This is a genomic window from Arthrobacter sp. CAN_A212, from assembly GCF_015752345.1.
GTDB lineage: Bacteria > Actinomycetota > Actinomycetes > Actinomycetales > Micrococcaceae > Arthrobacter_D.
Window position 1 is genome coordinate 135276 of sequence record NZ_JADOUT010000001.1, and the last position, 26362, is coordinate 161637.

The following is a 26362-nucleotide window of genomic DNA, read 5'->3' on the forward strand; positions in this document are numbered from 1 at the left end:
ATTCTTGAAGTCTTCATAAGGGGCGGGGAGGGAGCGGGCGGTTCCGGCGCCCGCTCCGGTACCTGGAACGGCGGCAACGAAATTTCTTCGGCCGCGGACGGCCTCTGAAATATTAAAGCCGCCTTACTCCAGGCACCGGAGTGGGCTAAATCCGAAGGTCGCCTTAGACTTCCTCGACAGAACTTGGCTCGGCCCGTGACAGGTCGATGCCCAGTTCCTCCGCGGCCCGGAAGACTTCTTCATCCGAGTCACGCATCTCTATCGTGGTTCCGTCGGTGGAGAGTACTTCCACGTTCAGACACAGCGACTGCATTTCCTTGATCAGCACCTTGAAGGATTCGGGGACACCCGGCTCTGGGATGTTCTCGCCCTTCACGATCGCTTCGTAGACCTTCACGCGGCCGTGGATATCATCCGACTTGATCGTCAGAAGTTCCTGCAGCGTGTAGGCCGCGCCGTAAGCCTCGAGGGCCCAGACTTCCATTTCACCGAAGCGCTGTCCGCCGAACTGTGCCTTACCACCCAGCGGCTGCTGGGTAATCATGGAGTACGGTCCGGTGGAGCGTGCGTGGATCTTGTCGTCCACCAGGTGGTGCAGCTTCAGGATGTACATGTAGCCGACCGAAATGGGGTCCGGGAACGGCTCGCCGGAGCGGCCGTCAAAGAGCAACGCCTTGCCGGAACCGCCGATGAGGCGCTTTCCGTCGCGGGTTTCCCGGGTGGAGTTCATCAGACCAACGATTTCGTCCTCGGTTGCGCCGTCGAAGACGGGGGTCGCAACCGTGGTCGAACCGCTTTCGCGGGGCAGGTTCGGGAGGTTCTTCAACCATTCCGGCTCGCCATCGATCTTCCAGCCCTGCTTGGCCACCCAACCGAGGTGGATTTCCAGAACCTGGCCCACGTTCATGCGGCCTGGGACACCCAGCGGGTTCAGCACGATGTCGACGGGGGTGCCGTCTTCCATGAACGGCATGTCCTCGATCGGAAGGATCTTGGAGATGACGCCCTTGTTGCCGTGACGCCCTGCGAGCTTGTCGCCGTCGGTGATCTTACGCTTCTGTGCCACGTAGACGCGGACCAGCTGGTTCACGCCGGGGGGCAGTTCGTCGTCGTTGTCGCGGTCGAAGATGCGAACGCCGATGACCGTACCGGACTCACCGTGGGGAACCTTCAGTGACGTGTCGCGGACTTCGCGGCTCTTCTCACCGAAGATGGCCCGTAGGAGACGTTCCTCGGGGGTCAGCTCGGTCTCACCCTTGGGTGTGACACGGCCAACCAGGATGTCGCCTGCTTCAACCTCGGCACCGATGTGGATGATGCCGCGCTCGTCCAGGGCCCCCAGGACCTCTTCGGAGACGTTCGGGATGTCGCGGGTGATTTCCTCGGCACCAAGCTTGGTGTCGCGGGCGTCAACCTCGTGCTCCTCGATGTGGATCGAGGTCAGGACATCGTCGGAGACGATGCGCTGGGAGAGGATGATCGCGTCCTCGAAGTTGTGGCCTTCCCAGGACATGAACGCGACGAGCATGTTCTTGCCCAGCGCGAGTTCGCCCTGGTCGGTTGAGGGACCGTCGGCGATGATCGTGTTGTATTCAACGCGGTCACCGTCTGCAACCAGCACGCGCTGGTTGTAGGCGTTGCCCTGGTTGGAACGGGCGAACTTCATGATCGGGTAGTTCGTTTCGGTGCCGTCGTCGTTGAGGATGCTCACCATGTCGGCTGAAACTTCCTTGACCACGCCAGCCTTGACAGCGGTGACTGCGTCGCCGGCGTCGACAGCGGCATTCTTCTCCATACCGGTGCCCACCAGGGGGCGCTCGGAGCGGAGCAGCGGGACAGCCTGACGCTGCATGTTCGCACCCATGAGCGCACGGTTCGCGTCATCGTGTTCCAGGAACGGAATCATGGCCGTAGCGACCGACACCATCTGGCGCGGTGAGACGTCCATGTACTCGACCTCGATGGCCTCGACCAGAACAGGCTCGCCTGAACCACCGCGGGTACGCACCAGAACCGTAGGTTCGATGAAGTTGCCCTTGTCGTCGAGCGGGGCGTTCGCCTGGGCAATCAGGCGCTCCACCTCGTCGTCGGCGGTGAGGTAGTCGATCTGCTCGGTGACGATGCCGCCAACTACCTTGCGGTAGGGGGTTTCGATGAAGCCGAAGGTGTTGATGCGTCCGTAGGATGCCAACGAGCCGATCAGACCAATGTTCGGGCCTTCAGGGGTTTCGATGGGGCACATACGGCCGTAGTGGGACGGGTGGACGTCTCGAACTTCCATGCCTGCACGGTCACGGGACAAACCGCCCGGGCCCAGCGCTGACAGGCGACGTTTGTGCGTCAGACCGGCCAGTGGGTTGTTCTGGTCCATAAACTGCGACAGCTGGGACGTTCCGAAGAACTCCTTGATCGCAGCGACGACCGGGCGGATGTTGATCAGGGTCTGAGGCGTGATGGCCTCAACATCCTGGGTGGTCATCCGCTCCCGGACCACGCGCTCCATCCGGGACAGGCCGGTGCGGACCTGGTTCTCGATGAGCTCGCCAACCGCACGGATACGACGGTTGCCGAAGTGGTCAATGTCGTCGACCTCGACGCGCAGTTCGACGTCGCCGCCGTCGCGCTTGCCGGTGAGGGTCTTCTCATTGGCGTGCAGGGCAACCAGGAACTTGATCATCGCGACGATGTCGTCGATGTTCAGGACCGAGGCGTCCTTATCGTCAAGGTTTTTGTCGATGCCGAGCTTGCGGTTGATCTTGTAACGACCAACCTTGGCCAGGTCGTAGCGCTTGGGGTTGAAATACAGGTTGTCGAGCAGCGTCTTGGCGGCCTCGACCGTGGGTGGCTCTCCCGGGCGAAGCTTCCGGTAGATGTCCAGCAACGCGTCTTCCTGCGTTTCGGTGGTGTCCTTCTCCATGGTGGCGCGGATGGAGTCGTACTCACCGAAGGTCTCGAGGATCTGGCCCTCGGTCCATCCCAGTGCCTTCAACAGGACCGTGACCGACTGCTTGCGCTTGCGGTCAAGGCGAACGCCGACCTGATCACGCTTGTCGATTTCGAGTTCGAACCAGGCGCCACGTGACGGGATGATCTTCGCGCTGAAGATGTCCTTGTCACTGGTCTTGTCGGCGGTGCGCTCGAAGTAGGCGCCCGGCGAACGAACCAGCTGTGACACGACGACACGCTCGGTGCCGTTGATCACAAACGTGCCCTTCTCCGTCATCAACGGGAAGTCGCCCATGAACACTGTCTGCTGCTTGATCTCGCCAGTGTTGTTGTTCATGAACTCGGCCTTGACGTACAGCGGGGCCGCGTACGTAGCGTCGCGGTCCTTGCACTCGGCCATGGTGTACTTCGGATCGGCGAACTCCGGCTCCGAGAAGCTCAGGGACATGGTGCCCTGGAAGTCCTCGATCGGGGAGATCTCTTCGAAGATGTCAGCGAGACCGGATGTGGAGGCCACACCCTGGAGCTTCTGTTCCAGAGCTTCCTGCACGCGCGCCTTCCAGCGATCGTTTCCTACCAGCCAGTCGAAACTGTCGGTTTGGAGCGCGAGGAGGTTAGGAACGTCCAGCGGTTCGTGAATCTTTGCGAATGAAAGCCGGGGGGCGACGCCGTCGGCGTCGACCTGGCTGGTAGCGGTTGCATTATTAGAGGTGCTCGAGGCGACCAAGAGGGATCCTTCCACAGACCTTCGGCTTGTTCAGCTATATCCGCCCTCTTTGCACTGCCGCCGCGTATCAACGCGGGGATTGTGTGTGCGAACCAATTGCCTGCGGTCATACCGGACAGTGAATCTGCCGTTAAATGACTAACGCAAAACAAAGCCCACCGCTATATGAAGGCCGAGGTTAAGAGGAAAGACGCAAATATCTACTGTACTGCAGAGCGCCCGCCCTGTCCAGCCGGGGTGTGGTATACGTGATCCGGGTCAGCCCGGCCCGGTCAACCTGCCTGGGTCACCCAGATCAGGAGCATGGTCACCAGGAACCCGGTGAGGAAGTTCAGCCTGATGAAACGCCGCCACCCCTGGTTGGCGCTTTCGCAGTCCTCGTCGCGGAGATCGGCGAAAGGCAGGATGCTCAGGATGTACGGCAGGGCCAGCAGTCCACCGAGCATTGCCGGCCAGGGCGTCATCAGCATCAGCAGTCCGCTCAGCAGGTAGGCGAAGACGGCGAAGCGCACGACGGTGCGTGCCCCGAGGACCGTCGCAATCGAGGCGATGCCACCTTCACGATCGGCCTGGATGTCCTGCACCGCACCAAAGGCCTGGCTGGCGACGCCCCAGAGGAAGAACGCCCCCAGCACCGCCCAGAGGCCGACGTCGAAGGTGGCGCCTGCAAGCACCAGCCCGAATACGGCCGGACTGACGAAGTGGGTGCTGGAGGTGACCGAATCGAGGAAGGGTCGCTCCTTGAACCGGAGTCCGGGAGCGCTGTAGGCGATCACCGCGAACACGCTCACCGCGAGCACCAGCGCAGACAGCGGGTTGCCCAGCAGCAGCAGTGCCATCAGGAACGGGACATTCGTCAGCACTGCAGCCCACAGGGTGACGCGGTGGAAGCTGCGGTCCAGGACGGCACCTTCCACCCCGCCCTTGCGGGGATTCCGGAGATCCGACTCGTAGTCGAAGACGTCGTTGATGCCGTACATGGCCAGGTTGTAGGGGATCAGGAAGTACAGCGTCCCGAGAACAAACGCCAGATCGATCGACCCGGTGGTGAGGAAGTAAGCGGCCGCGAAGGGGAACGCCGTGTTCACCCAGGACACGGGGCGGGAGGATACCAGCAGCATCTTCGCGGTCCCGGACAGGCCGGTCCTGGCGTCGGCGCTCATGTGCGGTTCCGTTCAGCCCGCGCCGTAGCGGCCAACAGTATGACCAGGTAGGGGGCAGGAATCATTGCCCGTCCTTGCCCACGGCGGCCTCTGGAACGGCCGCCCGGGCAACCAGGGGCTCCGCCAGCGGACCGGTGCTGGTGTCGGAGCGCAGCCGTTTGATCAGCAGTTCGGCGCTGATCAGGCACATGGGGATGCCGATGCCCGGAATGGTTGAGCTGCCCGCATAGTAGAGCCCCTCGACCTTGCGGCTCTTGTTGCGGCCCCTGAAGAACGCGCTCTGCCTGAGCACGTGCGCCGGGCCCAACGAGGTGCCCTGCCAGGCGTTGAAGTCCCCGACGAAGTCCTGCGGCCCATAGGTGCGGCGAACAACAATGCGGTCCGCGAGATCGGGGATATCCGCCCACTTGCTGATCTGGTCGATCACTGTGTCGGCGAGGCTCTCGATGCCGGGATCGCCCGCGCCGTCGATCCCGCCAGCTCCCAGCCCGGGGTCAGCAGGCAGTGGCACCAGCACGAACACGTTCTCATGGCCTTCAGGGGCCACACCGGGGTCGGTGGCACTCGGCCGGCACACGTACAGCGACGCGGGGGTCGGCACCGAGGTGGTCTTACCGAAAATCCGCGAGAAATTGTCTTCCCAATCAGCGGTGAACAAGAGGGTGTGGTGTTCCAGTTCGGGCAGTCCGCCCTTGACGCCCAGGTACAGCAGCAGAGCACTGGGGCCAGCCGTCCGGCTGGACCAGTATTTCTCCGGGTAGGTCTGGTCCGCGGGTTGCAGGAGCTGCGTTTCGGCGTGGTGCAGGTCGTTGGCTGCGATCACCGTGTCCGCAGCGGTAGTGTGCACGGCGCCGTCGGCCGCGACCCAACGGACGCCGGTCACCCGCGCCTTCTGGGACCGCCCATCGCCGGGCAGGGTCAGGATTTGCTCCACCCGCGCTCCGGTGATGATCTCCACGTTCCGGCTCCGGGCCTGCGAGTGGATGGCTTCGGTCAGCCGGGTAAACCCACCCATCGGGTACAGGACACCGTCGTCGAGGTCCAGGTGGCTCATCAGGTGGTACATGCTGGGTGCCTCGAAGGGGGAGGTACCGAGGAAGACCGCCGGGTACCCCAGAATCTGGCGCAGCCGGTTATCAGTCACCGTTGCGGCGGCGAGCCTGGACAGCGGTTGCAGCAGCAGGCGAACCAGCTTGGGGACGCGGCTGAGGACATCCGGGCGTAGGAACGGCAGGAACGACTGGAAGGTGGTGTAGAGGAAACGCCGGGTAGCCATGGTGTAGGTTTCGCCGGCCGAGTCCAGATACTTCTCCAGGGCCTCCCCCGCCCCTGGTTCGATGTCGTTGAACAACTTCACGACGTCGGCGCGCTCAGCGGGAACGTTGATGGGCTGGGTGTGCCCCTCCGAGTACACCCGGTACCCCGGATCGAGTTTGACCAGGTCCAGCTGCGCGGTGGCGCTGGTGCCGAGCAGCTTGAAGAAGTGATCGATCACCTCGGGCATCAGGTACCAGGACGGGCCGGTGTCGAACCTGAACCCATCCTGTTCCCAGAGGCCCGCCCGCCCGCCCGTGGCTGCCTGCTTCTCCAGCACGGTGACCTCGTGGCCCTCCTCGGCGAGCAGGGCAGCCGAGGCGAGGCCAGCGATTCCGCCGCCGATGACTATCACCTTCCGACGTGGGCCGTTCACTGGGCTGTTCAGGGGTGCGTGGGAGTTCATGGCAGCCTTCCGGTGGTCATCAGGGTGTTTCATCAGGCTGCGGGACACGGCCCGCCAGTGCCCGGGCGGCAATTCGGAGTTTCACCGGGTTAGGCACCCGGACCCGCGACGTCAGGAGTTCTTCAGCAGGGGTGTCGCGTAGCCGCGCGGAAAGCTCGGCGAAGAGCCCCTGGGCCAGAGCGACGGCGCGACGGCTGGAACCCGGCAGCTCCCGAAGTGCCTCGGCAGACACGGCCAGGTCAGCTGCAATGTCATCGAGGAGCCGGTGCTTGTCGGCTTCGCCGAAGTTTCCGGGCCTGATACCGGGAAAGTAGCTGCGCCCCAGCGACTTGAAGTCGTCGGCAAGGTCGCGCAGGAAATTGATTTTCTGGAAGGCAGCTCCCAGTCGGCGGGCTCCGTCGACGAACTTTTGTTCCTGGGCGGCGCTTGGCTTGGTTACCTCTTGGTACAGGAAGCATTTCAGGCACATCAGGCCCACCACCTCGGCCGAGCCGTAGACGTACTCGTCGAAGGACTCCTGCGTGTGCTCGGTCCGTTCCAGGTCGGCACGCATCGAGGCGAAGAAGGGTCGGGTCAGCTCGGCGGTGATTCCGGTTTCCCGTGCGGTGTTGGCAAAGGCGTGAACCACCGGGTTGGCGCTGTACCCGGTAGCCATGGCCCGCTCGGTTTCGCTCTCCAGGTCATCGAGTACCTCCCGCGTCTGATCGGGGTTGAGCCCCGCTGCGGCAGCCGCGCCGTCGACCACCTCGTCGGCAACCCGGACCAGGGCATAGACCGTCTCAACGTGCTGGCGGACGTCACCACCCAATAGCCGGGAGGCCAGCCCAAACGAGGTGGAGTAGGACTTGATCACCACGGCCGAGGTGCGGTGGGTGACATCGGTGTAGAAGGCAAGGGCGTCGTGTGGCTGCATGGGCTACCGCACCCTCGCCAGGACGGCCGTGGCGACGTGGGCCAGCCCGTCGCGCAGTTCAGCCGGGATATGCGCGGCACCCAGATGCTCCTGTGCCCGCTGCGCATGGTCTCCTGCCAGCGACACCACGTGATCCAGTGCCCCGCTGGACCTCAGGACTCCGCGGATCTTCTCGGCCCCGGCGGCCGAGAGCTCCGGCGATCCGACCAGTGCTGAAATCTGCTCCCATTCGGCCCGCTGGGCGACGTACGAGATCAGGGCGGTCCGCTTGCCCTCCCGCAGGTCCCCCCAGGTGGTCTTTCCGGTAGTCTTCTCGTCCCCGAAAACGCCGAGGATATCATCGGCCAGCTGGTAGGCGATCCCCACATCCCTGCCGAAATCACCGAGGGAATCGATGATGGCTTCATCGGCACCCGCCAGGACGGCACCGGCCTTGAGCGGGCTTTCGAACGAGTACACAGCCGTTTTCAGCCGCGCCATCTGGAGGGTTTCCTCGGACGATGCCACGTCGGAGGTTGAAGCGTCGACGTCGAGCAGTTCCCCCGCCGCGGAGGCGAACACTGCGTCATCAAGGAGCTCACCGAGCCGTTCCCGCGTGGCGGGGTCGGTGCGGACGCCATCGAGCAGGCGGTGGGCACTGGAGAGGGCCAGGTCCCCGGCAATGAGTCCCATGGACAGTCCGCGGTGCGCGGCGTCGTCGGGTGCGAGGCCTGCGTCTTCGGCCAGCAGCCGGTAGGTACCCGACACGTTGGGGATGCCCCGCCTGACGAAATCCCGGTCGATCACGTCGTCGTGAACGATCAGTGCCGTGTGGAGCATTTCGAAGGACGCTGCCACCAGAGCTGCGTTGTCCCGGTCGGTCCCGGCGAGGCAGTCGTAAGCGGTCATGACCATGCGCGGACGAAAACGCTTGCCGCCAGCGGCGCAGTTCTCGAGTGTTTCCCACAGGTGGTGGTACGTAGGACCAAGGGTCGCCGCACGGGCCTTCGAGCGGGCAAAACTGTTTGAGAGGACACTTTCCACCTGCTCCAAGCCGCGGGAGTCGACCAGCAAGGTTTCCATGTCCATAGGTAAAGTAAACACTGACCTCACATTCTTTAGCTAAACGACTCAGGTCAGGGAGCAGTCAGACAGTGCTTGAAGCAGACGGCGGTTCGGGATCCGGTACTGAACTGGTGGTCCTCGTTGACGAATCCGGGGCACCCACCGGCACCCAGGACAAGGCGGAGGTGCACCACACCTCGACGCCGCTGCACCTGGCCTTCTCCACCCACGTGTTCGACGACGACGGGCGGATCCTCGTCACCCGCCGGGCGCTGTCCAAGCGCACCTGGCCGGGCGTCTGGACCAACTCGTTCTGCGGGCACCCAGGACCGGGCGAATCCACCGTCGACGCGATTGCGCGGAGGGCCGGCTACGAACTGGGGATTGCCGTGACTGACCTTTCCCTCGCGCTCCCCGATTTCAGGTACCGGGCCGTGGACTTCTCCGGGGTGGTCGAAAACGAGATCTGCCCCGTCTACACCGCCCGTTGCGTTGGCGAGCTATCCCCACGGGACTCGGAGGTCAGCCAGTGGGAGTGGGTAGAACCCCACCAGCTGGTCGAATCGGTCCGGCTCACCCCCTGGGCGTTCAGCCCCTGGCTGACGCTCCAGCTTCCGCTGCTCTACCCCGCCGGGTAGTCCCCGAGGCACAGCCGGTCGTCGCGCTATCTGGCCGCCGGGCGGTAACGGCCCGCCCACCGCTCCCACGGTGGCGAAACCCTCCAGTGCAGCGCAATCGTGCGAAACGCACGGACGAAGCGGCGTCGCAGGTCGGCTCCCCCGATGAGCGCCCGGGGCGAAATCCCGACCCGAAGCGAGAAATCGCACGCCGTTCGATGCCCCGGGGCCAGTGCAAACGCGAGGTCGACGTCATCGTGCACCTCGGGGTCGGTTGAATGCACCCGGGTACGCACCGCTTCCCACACCTCGGAGCGGAAGGCCATATTGGAGCCGAACAGTGGCCAGTGCGCCATGGCCGCACCCATGAGGACAAGGTAGGCCCGCATGTACAGCAGGTCCGCGGCAGCGCCCCGCCACCGGGAAACATCGTAGAACTGTCCGGGTCCCGTGAGCGCTGCGAGCCCGACGTCGTCGGCGAAGCGGGTGGCGATCTTCTCCAGCCAGTCCCCGGACGGCACCGAGTCGGCGTCGCATCGGACAATGATGGTGCCCTGGGCAGCGTTGTAGCCAGCTGCTGCGGCTGCCCCGATCCCGATCACCGGTTCGGTGACCACCCGAGCCCCGTGCGCCTCGGCAATCGCAACTGTCGAATCGGTCGAACAATTGTCGACGACTATCACCTCCAGCGGGGGCCGGGTCTGGGCGCCCAGAGCCTGCAGGCAAAGGGCCAGGAGGTCACCGTCGTTGCGGCACGGGATGACCACTGAAAGTGTTGGGGGCATGCCATTGATACTAGGGTGTTTTACATGATTGACGATCTACTTCGACCTGCGTCAACCCCCTGGGCGGTGACGGCCGACGTGATCCGAACGGCTGCCTTGCTCAGCGTCATCGCTGTGTTGCTCTGGTGGGGGCCTGTTGAATTCGCAGTGCTGTTCCTTGTGCTCGGTGGCGTCCTTGTGTCTCGGATGGTTCGCGTTGATCCCCGGATCGATGCCGCCTACGGAGCTACCCTGCTTGTTGCGGGGTGGAGCGCAGTCATCGACCTGTACGAGCTCATCTCGTGGTGGGATCTAGCCGTCCATACGCTTGCCACCGCGGCCATTGCCATCATCGCCTACCTGCTGCTCCTGCGGATGCGCTATCTCCCTCGACCTGCGCCCGGCCGTCGGGCCGCAACCGGGGTCACCATCATCACCCTTGCCCTGGGTCTGAGCCTGAGCGTCGTGTGGGAGTTTGCCGAGTGGGCGGGGAGCAAGTACGTCACCCATGAAATCAATGTGGGCTATGAAGACACCTTGAGCGATATAGCTGCCGGTGGAGTCGGTTCATTGGTGGCTGGGGTGCTGCTGGCAGCCACGCTCTCGCGGAGTCGGCAACCCATTTCAGTTAATGCTCACTAGCTGAGCTGGACCGGACAGAGTAGCCTTGACGCAACTGCTTCAAAGACGAAAGTGAGCGTTCCCCTCGATGAACACTGAAGAAAAGTCCCCGACCGACGTCGTCATTGTCGGGGGTGCGCGAACCCCGCAGGGCCGCCTCAACGGGCAACTGTCCTCCTTCACGGCTGTCGACCTGGGTGCCATGGCAATCGCCGGCGCGCTGGACAAGGCAGGGGTTGACGCCGGCTCGGTACAGGCAGTGATCATGGGCCATGTCATCCAGGCAGGCTGCGGCCAGAACCCCGCACGGCAAACCGCGCTCAAGGCCGGTATCGGCTGGGATGTCCCCACCGTCACCCTTAACAAGGTCTGCCTCTCAGGCCTCACCGCTGTCATCGATGCCGCCCGGTTGATCCGTAGCGGCGAGGCGACGGTGGTCATCGCCGGCGGCCAGGAGTCAATGACCCGCGGACCGCACCTCCTGCCGGGATCGCGGCAGGGTTGGACGTACGGCAACATCCAGGCAATCGACTCGGTAGCCAACGACGGCCTCACCGACGCCTTCGACAACGAATCGATGGGCGCCTCGACCGAACGGGGCAACACCGGGCTGGGGATCAGCCGCGAAGATCAGGACGCCGTGGCCGCGGCTTCGCATCAGCGGGCAGCCGCTGCCATGGAGTCGGGCGTATTCGACGTCGAAATCGTCCCGGTCACAGTCCCCCAGTGGAAGGGAGAGCCGGTGGTGCTGACCCAGGACGAGGGTGTCCGCCCCACGACGACCGTGGAGTCCCTGGCCGGGCTGCGGCCCGCGTTTGATAAGGCAGGATCGATTACCGCTGGCAACTCGTCGCCACTCTCCGATGGAGCGGCAGCGCTCGTGCTGACCACCCGTGCCCACGCCGAGGAAAAGTCGTTGACCATCCTCGCGGTGGTGGGGCAGCCGGGTCAGGTGGCCGGGCCCGACAACTCCCTGCACTCGCAGCCGTCGCGCGCGATCGAACAGGCGCTGGACCGCGCCGGCTGGCAGAGCTCCGATCTGGACTTCATCGAAATCAATGAGGCGTTCGGCTCGGTTGCTTGCCAGTCACTGCAGGACCTGGACTACCCGCTGGAGAACTGCAACATCCATGGCGGGGCAATCGCCCTGGGCCATCCCATCGGCGCATCGGGTGCACGCCTCGCGTTGCACGCTGCGCACGAGTTGGGGCGGCGCGGCGCTGGCCGGGCTGCCGTGTCGCTGTGCGGTGGCGGCGGTCAGGGCGAGGCGCTGCTGCTTTACCGGAACTAGGCGGCGTGGGGAATCACCCCGGGCCCATCAGCTCGGGGTGATCGACCGCCCCCGGACACAAAGAAGCCCCGGACTCGTGGAGTCCGGGGCTTCTATGAATAGCTGAAAGAGCCTACTTCAGGGTTACCGTCGCGCCAGCGGCCTCGAGGGATTCCTTGGCCTTCTCGGCAGCTTCCTTGGTTGCGCCTTCCAGCACAGCCTTGGGGGCGCTGTCGACAACGTCCTTTGCTTCCTTCAGACCCAGTGAAGTCAGGGCACGAACTTCCTTGATCACTGCGATCTTCTTGTCGCCTGCTGCTTCGAGGATAACGTCGAAGGAATCCTTCTCCTCTTCAGCAGCTTCGCCTGCGCCGCCGCCGGCGGGTGCAACTGCAACTGCAGCAGCGGTGACGTCGAAGGTCTCTTCGAACAGCTTGACGAACTCGGAGAGTTCGATGATGGTCAGTTCCTTGAAAGCTTCAATGAGCTCTTCGTTGGTGAGCTTCGCCATGGCGAGAGCCTTCCTTCCTATAGTGGTGCCGTGCATCGAATGTGATGCTGGGTACCGGAGTTTGGTGGATGAAGAAAATTACTTTTCTTCAGGCGCTGCAGCAGCTTCGGGAGCCGCCTCTGACTCGGCGGCTGCGGGTGCAGCTGCTTCCTCTGCAGCAGGAGCGTCAGCGGCTGGCGTCTCTGCTGCTGCAGGCGCTCCACTTTCCTCCTCTTGCTTGATGCGCAGTGCATCAAGGGTGCGGGCAAGTGCTGCCATGGGTGCTTGCAGCACTCCGGCAACGCGGGCCAGCTGAAGTTCGCGCGACTCAAGAGCAGCGAGAGCCTTGACACCGGCTGCGTCGAGGGCTTTACCCTCGAAGACGCCGGTCTTGATGATGAGCTGTGGGTTGGACTTCGCGAAATCCGTGAGGCTCTTTGCCGCCGCGATGGCGTCACCCTTGATGAAGGCGATTGCAGTTGGTCCGGCAAGCTGGCTTTCGAACGCGTCGATGCCGGCTTCCTTGGCTGCAATGCCCGTCAGGGTGTTCTTGACGACAGCGTATTTGGTGTCCTGGCCGAGTGAACGGCGCAGTTCCTTGAGCTGTGCGACGGTGAGCCCGCGGTATTCGGTTAGGACTGCAGCATTTGAGTCTTTGAAATCGGTGACGATTTCCTCAACTGCGCTTACCTTGATTGCGGTTGCCATAACCCTCCTTCCGGGGAATTGATGCCGGCTGCGACTGCCCCAATAAAAAACGCCCCGCGCAGATGCACGGGGCTTGATTCAAAACTACGGCTGGGCCGTCTATTCCGAGAAGCTTCGTTCACCTGCGCTGGCCGCCCTGTTACGGGAACCTTCAGACGCACACCCCGAACCTCACACCACAGAGAAATCCTGCGAGCTAAGGGTGGGATACGCATCGACCGACGGTCTTTGGTTCTTCAAGGGTACGTCACGGTCCGGAAGGTAGCCAAATCCCCCTTCCGCACGGCTCCCCGATGCGACTGCAGACAAGAAAAGTGGTTCTGCTGCAGAATAGTGGTCAGGCAACCACTATTCTGCAGCTGAACCACTCGTCTGTGACCCGAAGCGGGCCAGACGGGACCGGACGGGCACTACACCTGGTGCTGGCCAACGCCGTCGTCACCCTGGTGCTGGGCCACGCCGTCGTCGTCGGCCTTCTTCTGCCACGCGGCGGTGTATCCGGCTGGCACAAATCCCATTGACACATTCACGGCAAGCATGTGGGCGTTCTCCTCGGCGTTCCAGGTATAGACCCGCAGGGCCTCGGGCCACACCGCCGGCACATCCAGGAGGTTCGCCGCCTTGAGCCACATGCCCAGCCGCCGGCCACGGTGCGCCCGGAGGACCAGAGTGTCGTCCTGTGAGACCACTTCAGGCCTCGCTGGCTGGTATTCGAGGATGGTGTGGCCGGCAAGCAACCCGGTGGGTCGATGGCGGACCGCCCTGACCAGAGAGAATCCACCGGTCCGCAGCAGCCGCTCCTCCCCCTCACGGATTCGGGCGGCGTCCCAGACCTCTTCCTCCCAGTCAAGGTCCCCCATCGGCACATCCGTGCTCATCGTCTGGCGCAGGAGCGCGTACTGCTCCACGAGGTCATCCGGGCAGTGATTTTGCCATCGCACCAGTTCATAGTCCGGGCCTGCTGCATCCCGGGCGGCCTGGGCCAGGGTGCCAGCCTGTGGCAGGGATGTCGTGAGATCCAGCACACTGCACCTGTCGACCTGCGCAAGCTGAAATCCGTTCCGCAGGGCCAGAGCCGTCGTCGCGCTGTTCCGGGGGAATGCGCCGGCGCCCGTAGCGGGGACCAGGACGTTGCCCGGGCCCAGGTCAAACCCGGCGGGCTCGTCGGTCCACGCCATAATGGTCGACCGGCCGATCCCCGCCGCGTGAGCCTCAAGTGCGCGGTACAACCCGGTACCGATTTCCTGCCCGCGATAGTCAGGATGCACGGCAACGAACACGTAGCAGGTGCCCAGATTGTCGGTCAGCGGAATATCGACGACGCCCTTCCCCACGACACTGCCGCCGTCCCGCGCCACGAACATCACGCGCTCCTCGTAGTCGCTGGGCTGCGAGGACTCGTACCGCGCCTGGGGGCTGTAATAGTGGTCGTCATTCCCCCAGAGGTCCCGTTCCACGAGGTTGCTCAGTTCAGCGGCAGCGATGAAATCCGCACCGCCCGGCAGGCCCAGGGATGACGGGCGGGGCAGGACGTCGATGGTGATGGCCGAGGTTTTCATAGCTGAAGTCTAACCGAGTGATTGGTAACTGCCAATCACTAATTCTTCTGCTGCTGCCGCCTACCCGCCCCCATCGCTTAAGCGGCGAAGGGCCGCAGCTCTGCGCTGCGACCCTTCACTTATTCAGCAATGATGCTGTGCCCGACGGCGGATAGAACCCTATGCGTCGGCAAGAACCTTGGTGACGCTTGGGTCCACGGTGATGCCGGGACCGAAGGTGGTGGAGACAGTTGCCTTCTGGATGTAGCGACCCTTCGAAGCGGAAGGCTTCAGGCGCAGGACCTCTTCCAGTGCCACCGCGTAGTTCTCGGCGAGCTTCTGCACATCGAACGACACCTTGCCGATGATGAAGTGCAGGTTGGAGTGCTTGTCCACGCGGAAGTCGATCTTTCCGCCCTTGATGTCGGTGACAGCCTTGGTGACGTCGGCGGTAACCGTGCCGGTCTTCGGGTTCGGCATGAGGTTACGGGGACCCAGTACCTTACCCAGACGGCCAACCTTGCCCATGAGGTCAGGGGTGGCGACGGCGGCGTCGAAGTCGACCCAGCCGGCTGCAACCTTTTCGATCATGTCATCGGAGCCAACGAAGTCAGCGCCGGCAGCGATTGCCGCTTCAGCCTTTTCGCCGGTTGCGAAGACCAGGACGCGCTTGGTCTTGCCGGTGCCGTGAGGAAGGTTGACGGTGCCGCGGACCATCTGGTCGGCCTTACGTGGGTCAACACCCAACCGGAACGCTACCTCGACGGTCGCGTCGAAGCTGGAAGGGTTGGTTTCCTTGGCCAGAACTACTGCCTCGAGCGGGGCGTACTGCTTGTCTGCCTCGATCTTGGCTTCGGCCGCCTTATATGCTTTGCTGCGCTTTGCCATCTGCTTTTTCTCCTTATGCAGTTGTGGTCAGCGGACCGCGCGGGCCCTGCCACACTCCGACGTCCGATCCCGCCTGATTGGCGGCCCTGACGTCTACGTTTTGTTGTTTGGGGTGCACGGTGAATTGCTTAGCCGTGCGGTGGGTGGAAAGGGTTAGCTTTCTACCGTGATGCCCATTGAGCGGGCGGTGCCAGCGATGATCTTGGCAGCAGCCTCGATGTTGTTGGCGTTGAGGTCTTCCATTTTCATGGTGGCGATCTCGTTGACCTGGTCCTTGGTCAGCTTGGCAACCTTGACGGTGTGCGGCGTGGCCGAACCCTTGGCAACTCCGGCAGCCTTCTTGATGAGCTCGGCAGCTGGAGGGGTCTTGGTGATGAACGTGAATGAGCGATCCTCATACACAGTGATTTCAACGGGGATGACGTTTCCGCGCTGTGATTCTGTCGCAGCGTTGTACGCCTTGCAGAATTCCATGATGTTGACGCCGTGCTGGCCAAGTGCTGGACCAATGGGGGGCGCTGGGTTGGCAGCGCCTGCATTGATCTGCAGCTTGATCAGGCCGGAGACCTTTTTCTTGGGGGCCATGAAGGGTCCTTCTTTCACATTACGTCCATAGGACAGGAGCGTCCCATGGGTTGTTGGTCACCATGGCGTGATGACCTACCGCACCACCTGAGCTAAGCCGGCCCTGGTGGTACGAAGCTTGATTACTGCAGCTTGGTGACCTGGCTGAACGAAAGCGTCACAGGAGTTTCGCGTTCGAAGATCGATACCAGGACAACGAGCTGCTGGGACTCCGGCTTGATCTCGGAGATGGTGGCCTGCAGCGTCTCGAACGGGCCCTCGTTCACCGTGACCGGCTCGCCGACCTCGAAATTGACCGTTGCTGGAGTCAGCTGGTTCTTCGCTGGCTTGCCGGACTCTGGGTCGGTGTGGACAACCGTGTGCTCAAGCATGGAGAACACTTCACCCAGGCTCAGCGGGACGGGGTTGTGTGCGTTGCCCACAAAACCGGTGACGCCCGGGGTGTGCCGGACGGCGCCCCACGATGCGTCGGTGAGGTCCATACGCACCAGGACATAGCCCGGTATCCGGACCCGGTTGACGATCTTCCGGGTGGTGTTCTTGATCTCCACCACTTCTTCCATCGGCACCTGGATCTCGAAGATGTGCTCTTCCATGTCCAGGGTCTGGATACGGGTTTCGAGGTTCGCCTTGACCCGGTTCTCATAGCCAGCGTAGGAGTGGATGACATACCAGTCACCCTCCTGGCGGCGGAGCTTTGCCTTGAACAGGGCGACGGGATCTTCAGCCGGAGCCGCATCCTCGTCGGCGCCTTCAACGGCGTCGTCGCTGTCGGGTGATTCGGCATCCTCGGACATTTCGTCATCCGTGGAAACCTGGTCGTTGGCCTCTACCTCGACATCGCCCGTTTCGGGCTCTGCTGCAGTCTCGGGCTCGCTATCTGCCGGGGCGTCACTGTCAGCCGGGGTCGTTTCGACACCGGAATCAGCTACCTGATCCTCGTTCTCCAGATCATCCTCAACAGAAGTGATCTGCCGTTCGAGTTCTTGCTCGGACACCTAGCCGCCTGCTTTCTAAGATTCATCAGCTTCGTTTACTGCATTACCGCGCGGGTCCAGCTATGCGCCGCCGAAGACCCACACCGCAGCCGTCCCGAACAGGAAGTCCAGGGCGGTCACGATCAGCATCATGATGATCACGAAGACCATCACGGTGATGGTGTACCGCACGAGTTCCTTGCGGGTCGGTACAACTACCTTCTGGAGTTCAGAGATAACCTGCCGCACGAAGAGGAAGATCCGGCCGAAGAAGCCCCGCTTGGGAGCCTTCTTGTCGGAAGGGCTACCCTGTGAGCTGCCCGCAGCCGTTTCGGTCACCTTCAACCTCTTCCATCTGTGTCGGTTTCTGAAGTCCGCAAGGACTTTTTGTTTACGCCTAATGCGCAGGGCAGACAGGACTCGAACCTGCAACCTGCGGTTTTGGAGACCGCTGCGCTACCAATTGCGCCACTACCCTATGGAGAGAATCCGCCGATCCCGCTGCGCTGGCGCAGGCATGGACCATCATGGCGATTTCAACACCGAGGAACAAGTCTACGCAATCACTGCCCCAACGTCGAACCGGCGTGCCCTGGCTTCCGGAGCGGGCCCAGATCGCGGCAACGGCCTAAGCTGGGATGACGTCCCAGTCCACCGCACATCGACCCTAAGGGAACACTATGGCTGCCACCTCCGACGCCACCTCACCGGACTCCTTCACCCCTCCCTCGCGGCGAATCTCGCAGCGGATCGCTGCGATCGCGGAGTCGGCCACGCTGGCGGTCGATGCCAAGGCCAAGGCACTCAAGGCCGCGGGGCGACCGGTCATCGGGTTCGGTGCCGGTGAACCGGATTTCCCGACCCCCGACTACATTGTCCAGGCAGCGATCGACGCCGCCCGGCAGCCACGCTTCCATCGGTACTCCCCGGCCGGGGGCCTCCCGGAACTGAAGCAAGCCATTGCCGAGAAGACTCTCCGGGACTCGGGTTACGCAATCGATCAGTCCCAGGTGCTGGTGACCAACGGTGGCAAGCAGGCCGTGTATGAATCGTTTGCCACCCTCCTCGACCCGAATGATGAGGTACTGGTGCCCACCCCCTTCTGGACCACCTACCCCGAGGCCATCCGGCTGGCAGGCGGTGTTCCGGTAGAGGTCTTCGCCGGACCGGAGCAGTCCTACCTGGTCACCGTCGACCAGCTTGAGGCCGCACTGACCCCGCGCACCAAAATTCTCCTGTTCGTCTCCCCCTCCAATCCCACGGGTGCGGTTTACAGCCCGGAGCAGGTCAAGGAGATCGGTGACTGGGCTGCCGAACGTGGGCTGTGGGTGGTGACCGACGAGATTTACGAGCACCTCACGTACGACGGCGTCCCCTTCACCTCGATTGCCACCGCCTCCCCCGCAATCGGGGATCGGATGGTGATCCTCAACGGGGTCGCCAAGACGTATGCCATGACCGGCTGGCGGGTGGGCTGGATGATCGGACCGAAGGACGTGGTCAAGGCGGCCACCAACCTGCAGTCCCACGCCACCTCCAATGTGTCCAACGTGCCCCAGATGGCAGCGCTGGCCGCCGTCGCCGGCCCGCTGACCGCGGTGCATGAGATGAAGGTGGCGTTCGACCGGCGCCGCAAGGCGATGGTCGAGGGCCTGAACGCGATCGACGGCATCGAGTGCCCCGTCCCGAAGGGCGCCTTCTACGCCTACGCCGACGTGCGCTCCCTGCTGGGTCGGGAGCTCGCAGGTGTCCGCCCGGCGACGTCAGCGGAACTCGCGGCTTTGATCCTGGACAAGGTCGAGGTTGCGGTGGTTCCGGGTGAGGCCTTCGGGCCCAGCGGCTACCTGCGCCTCTCCTATGCGCTGGGCGACGCCGACCTTGCGACCGGCGTCGGCAGGTTACAGGAGTTCCTGGCAACGGCGCGGTAGCTCGCGACAGCTGTCGAACGTCGCTGTTACAGCAGGCGCCGTTCCGCCGCCCACCGGGTGAGCTCATGGCGGGAAGACAGCTGCAGCTTGCGAAGCACCGCCGAGACATGGGTCTCGACCGTCTTGATGGAGATGAACAGTTCCTTGGCCACCTCCTTGTAGCTGTACCCGCGGGCAATCAGGCGCATCACCTCGAGCTCGCGGGCGGAGAGGCGGTCGAGTTCGCTGTCGACCGACGCCACCGCCGCGGTGCCGAAGGCGTCGAGCACAAATCCGGCCAGGCGTGGCGAGAACACAGCATCACCTGAGGCAACCCGGAGAACGGCGTCGGAGATTTCGGCGCCGGAGATGGTCTTGGTGACATAACCGCGGGCACCAGCCCGGATCACGGTGACCACGTCCTCGGCTGCGTCCGAGACGCTCAACGCCAGGAACTGCGTTCCGGCCAGCAGCGCCGTGCACCCGGCGATCACTTCGGCTCCACCTCCGCCGGAGCCACCGGGTAGATGCACGTCGAGCAAGACAACCTGTGGCCGGTGCTCATGAATCATCGCTATCGCCTCGACCACCCCCGCGGCTTCGGCCAGCACAGCGATTCGACTGTCCAGGTCAGCACGCAGCCCGGAACGGAAGATGGCATGGTCGTCGACCACCACCACGGTGACTGGATCCTGAGTAGTATTCACTGCGCTCCATCCGCGGGACTTTCGGGCATGAACAGTTTAACCTCGGTGCCGTCGGCGTTGCTCCTGATGGAGACGTCGCCGCCGTGACGGTGCATCCTGCTGTACAGGGAGACGCGGATCCCCATCCGGTCGGCAGGAACCGCATCCGGGTCGAAGCCACGTCCACGGTCCCTGACGAAGATGGTGGAACCGGTGGGGCTCGCCTCAAGGTAGACGGAAATGCTGCCGCCGGCGTGCTTGGCGGCATTCAGTACGGCTTCCCGGGCCGCCTGGGCCAGAACCTCCTGCTGCGCCGACAACTCCGTATCACCCACCACCACCACGTTGATCGGGGTACCGTAGCTGTCCTCGATCTCGGCCGCCAGGGCACGGATCCGTGCGGCAAGGTTCCCGGACTGGTGGGTGGCGTCGGCATACAGCCAGCTCCGCAGCTCCCGCTCCTGAGCACGGGCCAACCGGATGACGTCCTGTTCGGAGCCGGCCCGGTTCTGGATCAGCGCGAGGGTCTGCAGCACCGAATCATGGAGATGGGCGGCTATCTCCGCCCGCTCGGTCTCCCGGGCCCGCCCCGACCGCTCGGTTTCGAGATCCCGCCAGAACTTCAGCCCCCAGGGTGCCAGCACCAGGAAGACACCGGCCAGGACCGCCCCCGTCGCAATCAAGGTGGACCACGTGATCTCCCAGGCAATGGAACCGGAGACCAGAATCAGCACCCCAACGGTGACCAGCAGCAGACCCGCGACGAGGCGGGCCAGTCCACCCGCCTGCGAGGCCCCGGCGCGGTTCATCAGGCCGGCGCGGCGGCTCTCATCCAACTGGGTCCAGGCCAGGACGGCGCCAGCCGCGACCACCCCGACCGGGAGCAGCGTATCCAGTGGCAGGTTGGCGCCCAGCTGCTGGGCAATCGCCACCGCCGCCACCAGCAGGAGCGCCGTGCCCAGCAGTACCTCACGTTTGCCAATCCAGGACTGGGCGCTGCTTCGGGGACCAGCCCACTGGTCCGCCGTCGGACCGCCAGCGGAACGCCCACCGGTGTCCGGGCGTCCGCTGATGCCTTCCGCCTGTCCTGAGGACTTGGGGAAGGCAAGGCGCGGACCCACCGGGGTGGGCCCTTTGCGGAGCTGTTCCTCCTGGGTAGGAACCAGCACCCACAACCACCCGTACAGGAAGATCCCGGCCCCGCCAGCGAGCGCCAGACCCACCATGCCGATCCGTGCCACGTTCACGGTGATGCCGAGGTGGGCGGCAAGGCCCGCGCAGACACCAGCGATCATCGCGTCGTTGGAACGGAGCAGGGCTGGTCGCATACCCCCATCCAAACACGATCATGGCTGGGTCGGGGTGGGATTCAGGGAAAGACCCGCACCGTTCAGGGGTAGGTCAGGGGAGGCCCCGATAGCGACTTCCCTTCCCGGTGGACAGGATTGAGGTATGAACCCGCATCAGGAACCGAACGACCCCCGGCCGGAGCCGGCGCCGGAAACCCCGCAGGACCCAGGTGAGTCCACCTCCGGGGAAGCACCGGCCTCGCCCGAGAGGAATGAGAACGACGCTGCTCCTCCGACCCGCCCCGCTGACCAGACCCCGCCCCCGACCCCGGCCCCGGCCCCGACCACCGAACAACTGCCACCGCAGGGCGCCCGTGCGTCGTCGTCTTCATCCTCGTCCCCGTCGTCTTCGTCTGCGCAGTCATCGTCGTCGTCGTCATCCGCTGGCACCAACTTCTTCGGCTGGCTCCGCGGCCTCGGCGTGGTCAGGGGCCAGGACCGCTGGATCGGCGGGGTCGCGAGCGGCGTCGCCGCCAGGACCGGACTGGACCCGGTCCTGATCCGCGGCGGGTTCGTGCTGCTGGCCATTTTCGGCGGAGTAGGGATCCTGCTGTATGGCCTTGCCTGGGCGCTGCTCCCCGAACCTGACGGACGGATCCACCTTGAATCCGCGACCCAGGGGAGCTGGACCTCGGGAATGACCGGCGCGCTGATCCTGACCATTGCGGGGATCGGGCGCCCCAACTTCCCGTTCTTCGTCGGCGACGGCGCGTTCTTCTGGACCCTTTTCTGGGTCGGAGCAATCGTCTTCGGGATTTATGTCGTGGTCGCGGTGTCGAACAGGAAATCGGATGATTCCTCCCCCACCAGTGCCACCCACGCCGGCGCTGCTCACACAGTAGCCACCGACAAACCGGGACAGGTACCTCGCGCGAGCACACTCACCCCACCTCCGCTCTACAGCGAGCTTCCGCCGCTTCCTGCACCACGGAACAGCCCACCCGTCCCGCGCAAACCTCCCATCCCCAAACCAAGCGGCGCCGAGTTGGCCCTTTATCTGGGTGGCGCGCTCATCGCCGTTGGCGCGGTCCTCGCCCTCGATTACACCGGAGTCTTCAACCTTGGCAACGCCGCAATCCCCGTGGCAATCGCCGCTGGCCTGATCCTCCTGGGGGTAGGCATCGTTGTACTGGGACTGCGTGGCCGCACCTCGGGCTCCCTCGGGTTCATGGCAGCGGTTGGCGTGGTGGCGGCGGTCGTGACCAGTTCCACCTTCGCTACCGGAGCACTCACCATCGGCAGCAGTGCCGTCTGGACCGCCGCCACGCAGGGACCGGCCAGCGAGGGGTACACAGTGGTAGCTGGCCAGGGCACGATCGATCTCAGCAACCTCACCGATCTCGACGAGGACATCGTGGTCCCGGTGAACTCGCTCGCGGGGAACGTCGGCATTCTGATTCCCGACGACGTGCCGGTCGAGGTTCGCTCCTCGATCGCCCTGGGAGCCCTCAGCACCGTGGACAACGGCCAGGAGGCGACGGCCGGCGGCATGTGGCACCCGGCTGAAATCGACCTCAACCAGAACGCCTCAGGACCCTCGATCATCCTCGAGATCCGCGGCGCGATGAGCCACACCACCGTTGCTGCCAGCCAGACCGAACTTGAAAACGTAGGAGGCATCTCGCGATGAGCACACCCGAGCACACCGTAAAGAACGACGACGGCGGCAGGCCAGTCCGCGCCGGAACCGTGGTCTGGGGGCTGATAGCGATCACCGTGGGCATCTTGGTGCTGCTGGCGCAGCTCGTCGACATCAACCTGGACACCGGTCTGGTGCTGATGGGTCTCCTGGTCGGCACCGGCATCGCCCTGGTGGTCGGCGGCCTCGTCTCGATGGCCGGCCGTAAGTAGCTCCGGCCGAATACCAGCCCCGCACCACCCCAGCAGCTTTCAACCTCTCACTCCTCAACCGCTGAAACGGGTTAACCTAAACCATGGACAAATTCTTCGAAATCCTCCGCAAGTCCCCTATCAAGCGCGCACCGGGCGGCTGGCTCGGCGGGATTGCCTCGGGCATCGCCGCCCAGTTCAACTGGCCGGTGGCCTACGTCCGGATTGGCATCCTCCTCAGCTTCCTCCTCCCGTTCATCAGCATCCCCATGTACTTCGTGCTGTGGCTGCTCCTGCCCAAGACCGATGGCACCATCGCCCTGCAGAAAATGATCGCGAGCAACTAACCCGCGCCGGTGGTTCCACCGCCCGCCCCCGCCGAGTCATTCTTCGGCGGGGGCGGCGCTCGTTAAACCCTCGGGTGCCTGTCCTGCTTCAGCAGTACAGGCACACTCAATCTGCCGGACCTTCTCCCCCGCCCCGATGGGTGCCACGCTAGGGGTATGAAACAGCCAGCCACCACCCACAGCACCGCAGCACCCGCCGCATCCGCTGCTCCAGCACCAGCGTCGCCGCTGGGCGATCCACGGCCGGACGCCGTCGTCGTCGATTCTCTGACGAAGTCCTACCGGCAGCCGAAGAAGGAAGACCTCCTCGCCGTCGACCACTTGTCCCTGACCATCCGCGCCGGCGAAACCTATGCCCTGCTGGGTCCCAACGGTGCCGGGAAAAGCACCACCATCGAGATACTGGAGGGACACCGCAAGCCAAGCTCGGGCACCGTTTCCGTCCTGGGCCAGAACCCGTACCAGGCGACAGCCCACTTCCGGTCGCGCATCGGCATCGTGCTGCAGGAAGCCACCGACATGGGCACCCTCAAGGTCTCCGAGGCACTCAAGGACGCCGCCGCTTTCTATCCCAACCCGCGCAGCGTCGAGGAGGTCATGAGCGCTGTGGGGATCGAGGAGAAGGCCGGATCGCTCATCAAGTCGCTGTCCGGTGGGCAACGCCGGCGGGTCGACGTCGCCCTGGGAATGATCGGTAACCCGGAGCTCCTCTTCCTGGACGAGCCCACCACGGGCTTCGACCCGGCCGCCCGACGCCGGTTCTGGGACCTGATCCGCGGCCTCGGGCAGGACGGCACCACCATCGTGCTGACCACCCACTACCTGGATGAGGCCCAGCACCTGTCGGACCGGCTCGGTATCATCGCGTCCGGGCGGCTGATCGCCTCCGGTACAGCCGATACCGTCGGCGGGCCCGATCTGAGGATTCCCCGCGTGCGGTGGACCGACGACGCCGGTCGGCATGAGGAAGCAACAACGTCCCCCGGCGCACTCGTCCACAGGCTGACAAACGGTGGCACGCGTGAGCCGGTCAATCTGGAGGTTATCCGGCCGAGTCTCGAGGACGTCTACCTCGAGCTCCTGCGACGTCACGACGACGGCACAACAGTGAACCCCGTGACCGACACGGTCACACCCCGTGAAGGAGCCCAGGCATGACCACCATCGAGACGGGCCGGCAGGCCGGTCCAGCCCAGAACGCTGCCTGGCGTCCGAGCATCCTCGCCCTGGGAGCCCGCAGGGCGGTCACGGAGATCAAGGCGTTCAACCGGGACGGGCTCTCCCTGATCCTCATTCTGTTCTTCCCGATCGTGATGATGGCCCTGTTCGGTACGGTGTTTGGCAGCGACCCGGCGGTCGGACCACCGGGCTCCCAGGTCACCATGGCGCAGTACTACTTCCCGGGCATGGTGGCCCTGGGCACCATCCTGAGCGGTTTCCAGAATCTCAGCGGCTACGTCGCCGCTGACCGGTTCAATGGCGGCATCAAACGGCTCGCCGGTACGCCGCTGCCCATGCTGTCCTACTTCATCGGCAAAATGGGCGTCACCCTGTACCTGATAGTCGGACAGACCACCATCCTGATGGTGGGTAGTTCCCTGTTCCTCGGCGTCGACCTTCCCACTTCCTGGAGCGATTGGCTCACCATCACGTGGCTGTTGCTGGGTGCGACGGCGGCCTGGGCTGTCGCCGGCACCGCGTTCGCCTGCCTCGCGAAATCGACTGAAAGTGCGACGACGCTGGCCGTCCTTCCGGTGCTCATCCTCTCCTTCATCTCAGGGGTCTATTTCCAGTTCACCGGCCTGCCCGAATGGCTGCAGTCGGTCGCGAACGTGACACCCCTCCGTTGGACCGCCAGCGGCATGCGGAGTGTGTTCCTGCCCGAACAGTTCGAAATGGCCGAACCGGGTCAAACATGGGCACTGGGAATGTCGGCGATGGTCATCGCGATCTGGCTGGTCGCTGGCCTGATCCTGACGCGGCTGACCTTCAAGTGGCCACCCCAGAAATAGGGGAAAAGGAAGTGACGACTCATCTGACGCGGCAGCTCCGGAGCCGTAGGGTGTTGGCATGAGCACGAACCCCCGGGCGGTCGTGGTGGCCATGGAGTGGGGACCTGTTTGGTCACGGCCGTCGCTGAGGATAGGAAGTCCCGGGAAAAGTGTGTTTAGAATCATAGCTGGGCTCAATGGGGCGCTCTGACCTATCAATACTCCCCACAATGCAAGGACTCAGTTCCACATGAAAATCGGAATCCTCACCAGCGGCGGCGACTGCCCTGGGCTCAACGCCGTGATCCGTGGAGCGGTCCTCAACGGCATCAAAACCCACGACCTGGAATTCGTGGGCTTCCGGGACGGGTGGCGCGGCGTCGTCGACGGCGACATCATCGACCTTCCCCGCAGTGCCGTCCGCGGCATTTCCAAGCAGGGTGGCACCATTCTGGGCACCTCGCGCACCAACCCGTTCGAGGGCAACGGCGGACCCGATGCAATCAAGGCCGTCCTGGAGCGGCTGGGCATCGACGCGATGATCGTGATCGGCGGCGAGGGAACCCTCGCCGCGGCGAAGCGGCTCACCGATGCTGGCCTGAAAATTGTTGGCGTCCCCAAGACCGTCGACAATGACCTCGACGCCACCGACTACACCTTCGGCTTCGACACGGCCGTCCAGATCGCCACCGAAGCGATCGACAGGCTCCGCACCACCGGTGAATCCCACAGCCGCTGCATGGTCGCCGAGGTGATGGGACGCCACGTGGGCTGGATCGCCCTGCACGCCGGGATGGCGTCCGGCGCCCACGCCATCCTCATCCCCGAACAGCAGACCAGCCTGGAACAAATCTCCGAGTGGGTTACCGAAGCCAATCACCGTGGCCGCGCCCCCCTCGTGGTGGTGGCGGAGGGCTTCGTCCCGGCCCATCTCGACCAGGCCCACTCCGAGCGGGGCCTCGACACCTTCGGACGGCCACGCCTCGGCGGGATCGCCGATCAGCTGGCACCGGAGATTGAATCCCGCACCGGCATCGAGACCCGCGCCACGGTGCTGGGCCATATCCAGCGTGGCGGAGTTCCTTCGGCCTTTGACCGGGTCCTCGCGACGCGCCTCGGCATGGCGGCCGTGGACTCGGCGATCGACGAGGCCTGGGGCACCATGGTGTCGCTCAAGGGAACAGAAATTGCGCGGGTCGGCTTTGAATCCGCCCTGGGCAATCTCAAGGTGGTCCCCCAGCACCGGTATGACGAGGCGGCCATCCTCTTCGGCTAACGTTG

25 protein-coding genes and 1 tRNA gene are annotated in these 26362 nt (G+C 64.1%); 10 read left to right on the top strand and 16 right to left on the bottom strand.

The genetic code is table 11. The features are described from left to right. Positions 1–163: 163 nt before the first annotated feature. The 5 genes from rpoB to IWX64_RS00695 form a co-directional block, all read right to left on the bottom strand. Complete coding sequence (gene rpoB, locus IWX64_RS00675; protein ID WP_196865243.1) at positions 164–3673, bottom strand: DNA-directed RNA polymerase subunit beta; 3510 nt, start codon at positions 3671–3673, stop codon at positions 164–166. Between the two features lie 272 nt (positions 3674–3945). Further along, positions 3946–4836, bottom strand: coding sequence for a prenyltransferase (locus tag IWX64_RS00680; RefSeq protein WP_196865244.1), 891 nt, complete (start codon positions 4834–4836; stop codon positions 3946–3948). 61 nt (positions 4837–4897) lie between these two features. After that, the gene (gene crtI / locus IWX64_RS00685) at positions 4898–6556 is read right to left on the bottom strand and encodes a phytoene desaturase family protein (RefSeq protein ID WP_196865572.1); all 1659 of its coding nucleotides are present in this window, start codon (positions 6554–6556) and stop codon (positions 4898–4900) included. A 19-nt stretch (positions 6557–6575) separates the two neighbouring features. Further along, complete coding sequence (locus tag IWX64_RS00690) at positions 6576–7469, bottom strand: phytoene/squalene synthase family protein (protein WP_196865245.1); 894 nt, start codon at positions 7467–7469, stop codon at positions 6576–6578. 3 nt (positions 7470–7472) lie between these two features. Then, positions 7473–8537 (bottom strand): polyprenyl synthetase family protein, encoded by a 1065-nt coding sequence (locus IWX64_RS00695; RefSeq protein ID WP_196865246.1) that lies wholly within the window; start codon positions 8535–8537, stop codon positions 7473–7475. A 65-nt stretch (positions 8538–8602) separates the two neighbouring features. On the opposite strand from IWX64_RS00695, the gene idi reads away from it, so the two are divergent. Next, positions 8603–9151, top strand: a complete 549-nt coding sequence (gene idi / locus IWX64_RS00700) for an isopentenyl-diphosphate Delta-isomerase (RefSeq protein ID WP_312883941.1) — start codon at positions 8603–8605, stop codon at positions 9149–9151. A 26-nt stretch (positions 9152–9177) separates the two neighbouring features. Here the strand turns inward: idi and IWX64_RS00705 are convergent, their stop codons facing one another. Beyond that, positions 9178–9915: a glycosyltransferase family 2 protein gene (locus IWX64_RS00705; protein WP_334683036.1), complete on the bottom strand. Its 738-nt coding sequence runs from the start codon at positions 9913–9915 to the stop codon at positions 9178–9180. Between the two features lie 24 nt (positions 9916–9939). Between IWX64_RS00705 and IWX64_RS00710 the strand changes: the two genes are divergently transcribed. Further along, on the top strand, positions 9940–10536 hold the full coding sequence (locus IWX64_RS00710; RefSeq protein ID WP_196865247.1) for a hypothetical protein: 597 nt from the start codon (positions 9940–9942) through the stop codon (positions 10534–10536). A gap of 67 nt (positions 10537–10603) precedes the next feature. Further along, positions 10604–11806, top strand: coding sequence for an acetyl-CoA C-acetyltransferase (locus IWX64_RS00715; RefSeq protein WP_196865248.1), 1203 nt, complete (start codon positions 10604–10606; stop codon positions 11804–11806). Between the two features lie 112 nt (positions 11807–11918). Here IWX64_RS00715 and rplL read toward each other — a convergent pair whose 3' ends face one another. The 8 genes from rplL to IWX64_RS00755 all read right to left on the bottom strand — a co-directional run bounded on the left by rplL (position 11919) and on the right by IWX64_RS00755 (position 17449). Next, entirely contained in the window at positions 11919–12296 is a 378-nt protein-coding gene (gene rplL, locus IWX64_RS00720; protein ID WP_171583887.1) for a 50S ribosomal protein L7/L12, read from the bottom strand. Positions 12297–12374: 78 nt separating this feature from the next. Next, entirely contained in the window at positions 12375–12983 is a 609-nt protein-coding gene (gene rplJ, locus IWX64_RS00725; protein ID WP_196865249.1) for a 50S ribosomal protein L10, read from the bottom strand. 410 nt (positions 12984–13393) lie between these two features. Then, the gene (locus IWX64_RS00730) at positions 13394–14542 is read right to left on the bottom strand and encodes a GNAT family N-acetyltransferase (protein WP_196865250.1); all 1149 of its coding nucleotides are present in this window, start codon (positions 14540–14542) and stop codon (positions 13394–13396) included. 159 nt (positions 14543–14701) lie between these two features. Next, a complete protein-coding gene (rplA, locus tag IWX64_RS00735; protein ID WP_171583884.1) occupies positions 14702–15409 on the bottom strand; it encodes a 50S ribosomal protein L1 in 708 nt (235 codons plus the stop codon). A gap of 153 nt (positions 15410–15562) precedes the next feature. Then, complete coding sequence (rplK, locus tag IWX64_RS00740; protein ID WP_171583883.1) at positions 15563–15994, bottom strand: 50S ribosomal protein L11; 432 nt, start codon at positions 15992–15994, stop codon at positions 15563–15565. Between the two features lie 122 nt (positions 15995–16116). Beyond that, on the bottom strand, positions 16117–16992 hold the full coding sequence (gene nusG / locus IWX64_RS00745) for a transcription termination/antitermination protein NusG (RefSeq protein ID WP_196865251.1): 876 nt from the start codon (positions 16990–16992) through the stop codon (positions 16117–16119). Between the two features lie 60 nt (positions 16993–17052). Further along, positions 17053–17310, bottom strand: coding sequence for a preprotein translocase subunit SecE (secE, locus tag IWX64_RS00750; RefSeq protein WP_196865575.1), 258 nt, complete (start codon positions 17308–17310; stop codon positions 17053–17055). Positions 17311–17376: 66 nt separating this feature from the next. Beyond that, positions 17377–17449, bottom strand: a tRNA-Trp gene (locus tag IWX64_RS00755). A gap of 202 nt (positions 17450–17651) precedes the next feature. Between IWX64_RS00755 and IWX64_RS00760 the strand changes: the two genes are divergently transcribed. Next, positions 17652–18899, top strand: a complete 1248-nt coding sequence (locus IWX64_RS00760; RefSeq protein ID WP_196865252.1) for a pyridoxal phosphate-dependent aminotransferase — start codon at positions 17652–17654, stop codon at positions 18897–18899. Positions 18900–18925: 26 nt separating this feature from the next. Here IWX64_RS00760 and IWX64_RS00765 read toward each other — a convergent pair whose 3' ends face one another. Both IWX64_RS00765 and IWX64_RS00770 read right to left on the bottom strand, forming a co-directional pair. Beyond that, positions 18926–19585 (bottom strand): response regulator transcription factor, encoded by a 660-nt coding sequence (locus IWX64_RS00765; protein WP_334683037.1) that lies wholly within the window; start codon positions 19583–19585, stop codon positions 18926–18928. Continuing rightward, positions 19582–20892 (bottom strand): ATP-binding protein, encoded by a 1311-nt coding sequence (locus tag IWX64_RS00770; RefSeq protein WP_196865253.1) that lies wholly within the window; start codon positions 20890–20892, stop codon positions 19582–19584. Before IWX64_RS00770 ends, IWX64_RS00765 begins: the two co-directional genes overlap by 4 nt. A gap of 124 nt (positions 20893–21016) precedes the next feature. Here IWX64_RS00770 and IWX64_RS00775 point away from each other — a divergent pair, with 124 nt between their 5' ends. The 6 genes from IWX64_RS00775 (at position 21017) to IWX64_RS00800 (ending at position 26357) form a co-directional block, all read left to right on the top strand. Continuing rightward, positions 21017–22543, top strand: a complete 1527-nt coding sequence (locus IWX64_RS00775) for a PspC domain-containing protein (RefSeq protein ID WP_196865254.1) — start codon at positions 21017–21019, stop codon at positions 22541–22543. Continuing rightward, positions 22540–22764 (top strand): hypothetical protein, encoded by a 225-nt coding sequence (locus IWX64_RS00780; RefSeq protein ID WP_196865255.1) that lies wholly within the window; start codon positions 22540–22542, stop codon positions 22762–22764. The genes IWX64_RS00775 and IWX64_RS00780 overlap by 4 nt, the downstream gene beginning before the upstream one ends. An 83-nt stretch (positions 22765–22847) precedes the next feature. Then, positions 22848–23090 (top strand): PspC domain-containing protein, encoded by a 243-nt coding sequence (locus IWX64_RS00785; RefSeq protein ID WP_192476773.1) that lies wholly within the window; start codon positions 22848–22850, stop codon positions 23088–23090. 156 nt (positions 23091–23246) lie between these two features. Further along, complete coding sequence (locus tag IWX64_RS00790; RefSeq protein WP_196865256.1) at positions 23247–24248, top strand: ABC transporter ATP-binding protein; 1002 nt, start codon at positions 23247–23249, stop codon at positions 24246–24248. Next, on the top strand, positions 24245–25102 hold the full coding sequence (locus IWX64_RS00795; protein ID WP_196865257.1) for an ABC transporter permease: 858 nt from the start codon (positions 24245–24247) through the stop codon (positions 25100–25102). The genes IWX64_RS00790 and IWX64_RS00795 overlap by 4 nt, the downstream gene beginning before the upstream one ends. 229 nt (positions 25103–25331) lie before the next feature. Continuing rightward, positions 25332–26357, top strand: a complete 1026-nt coding sequence (locus IWX64_RS00800) for a 6-phosphofructokinase (protein ID WP_196865258.1) — start codon at positions 25332–25334, stop codon at positions 26355–26357. Positions 26358–26362: the final 5 nt, after the last annotated feature.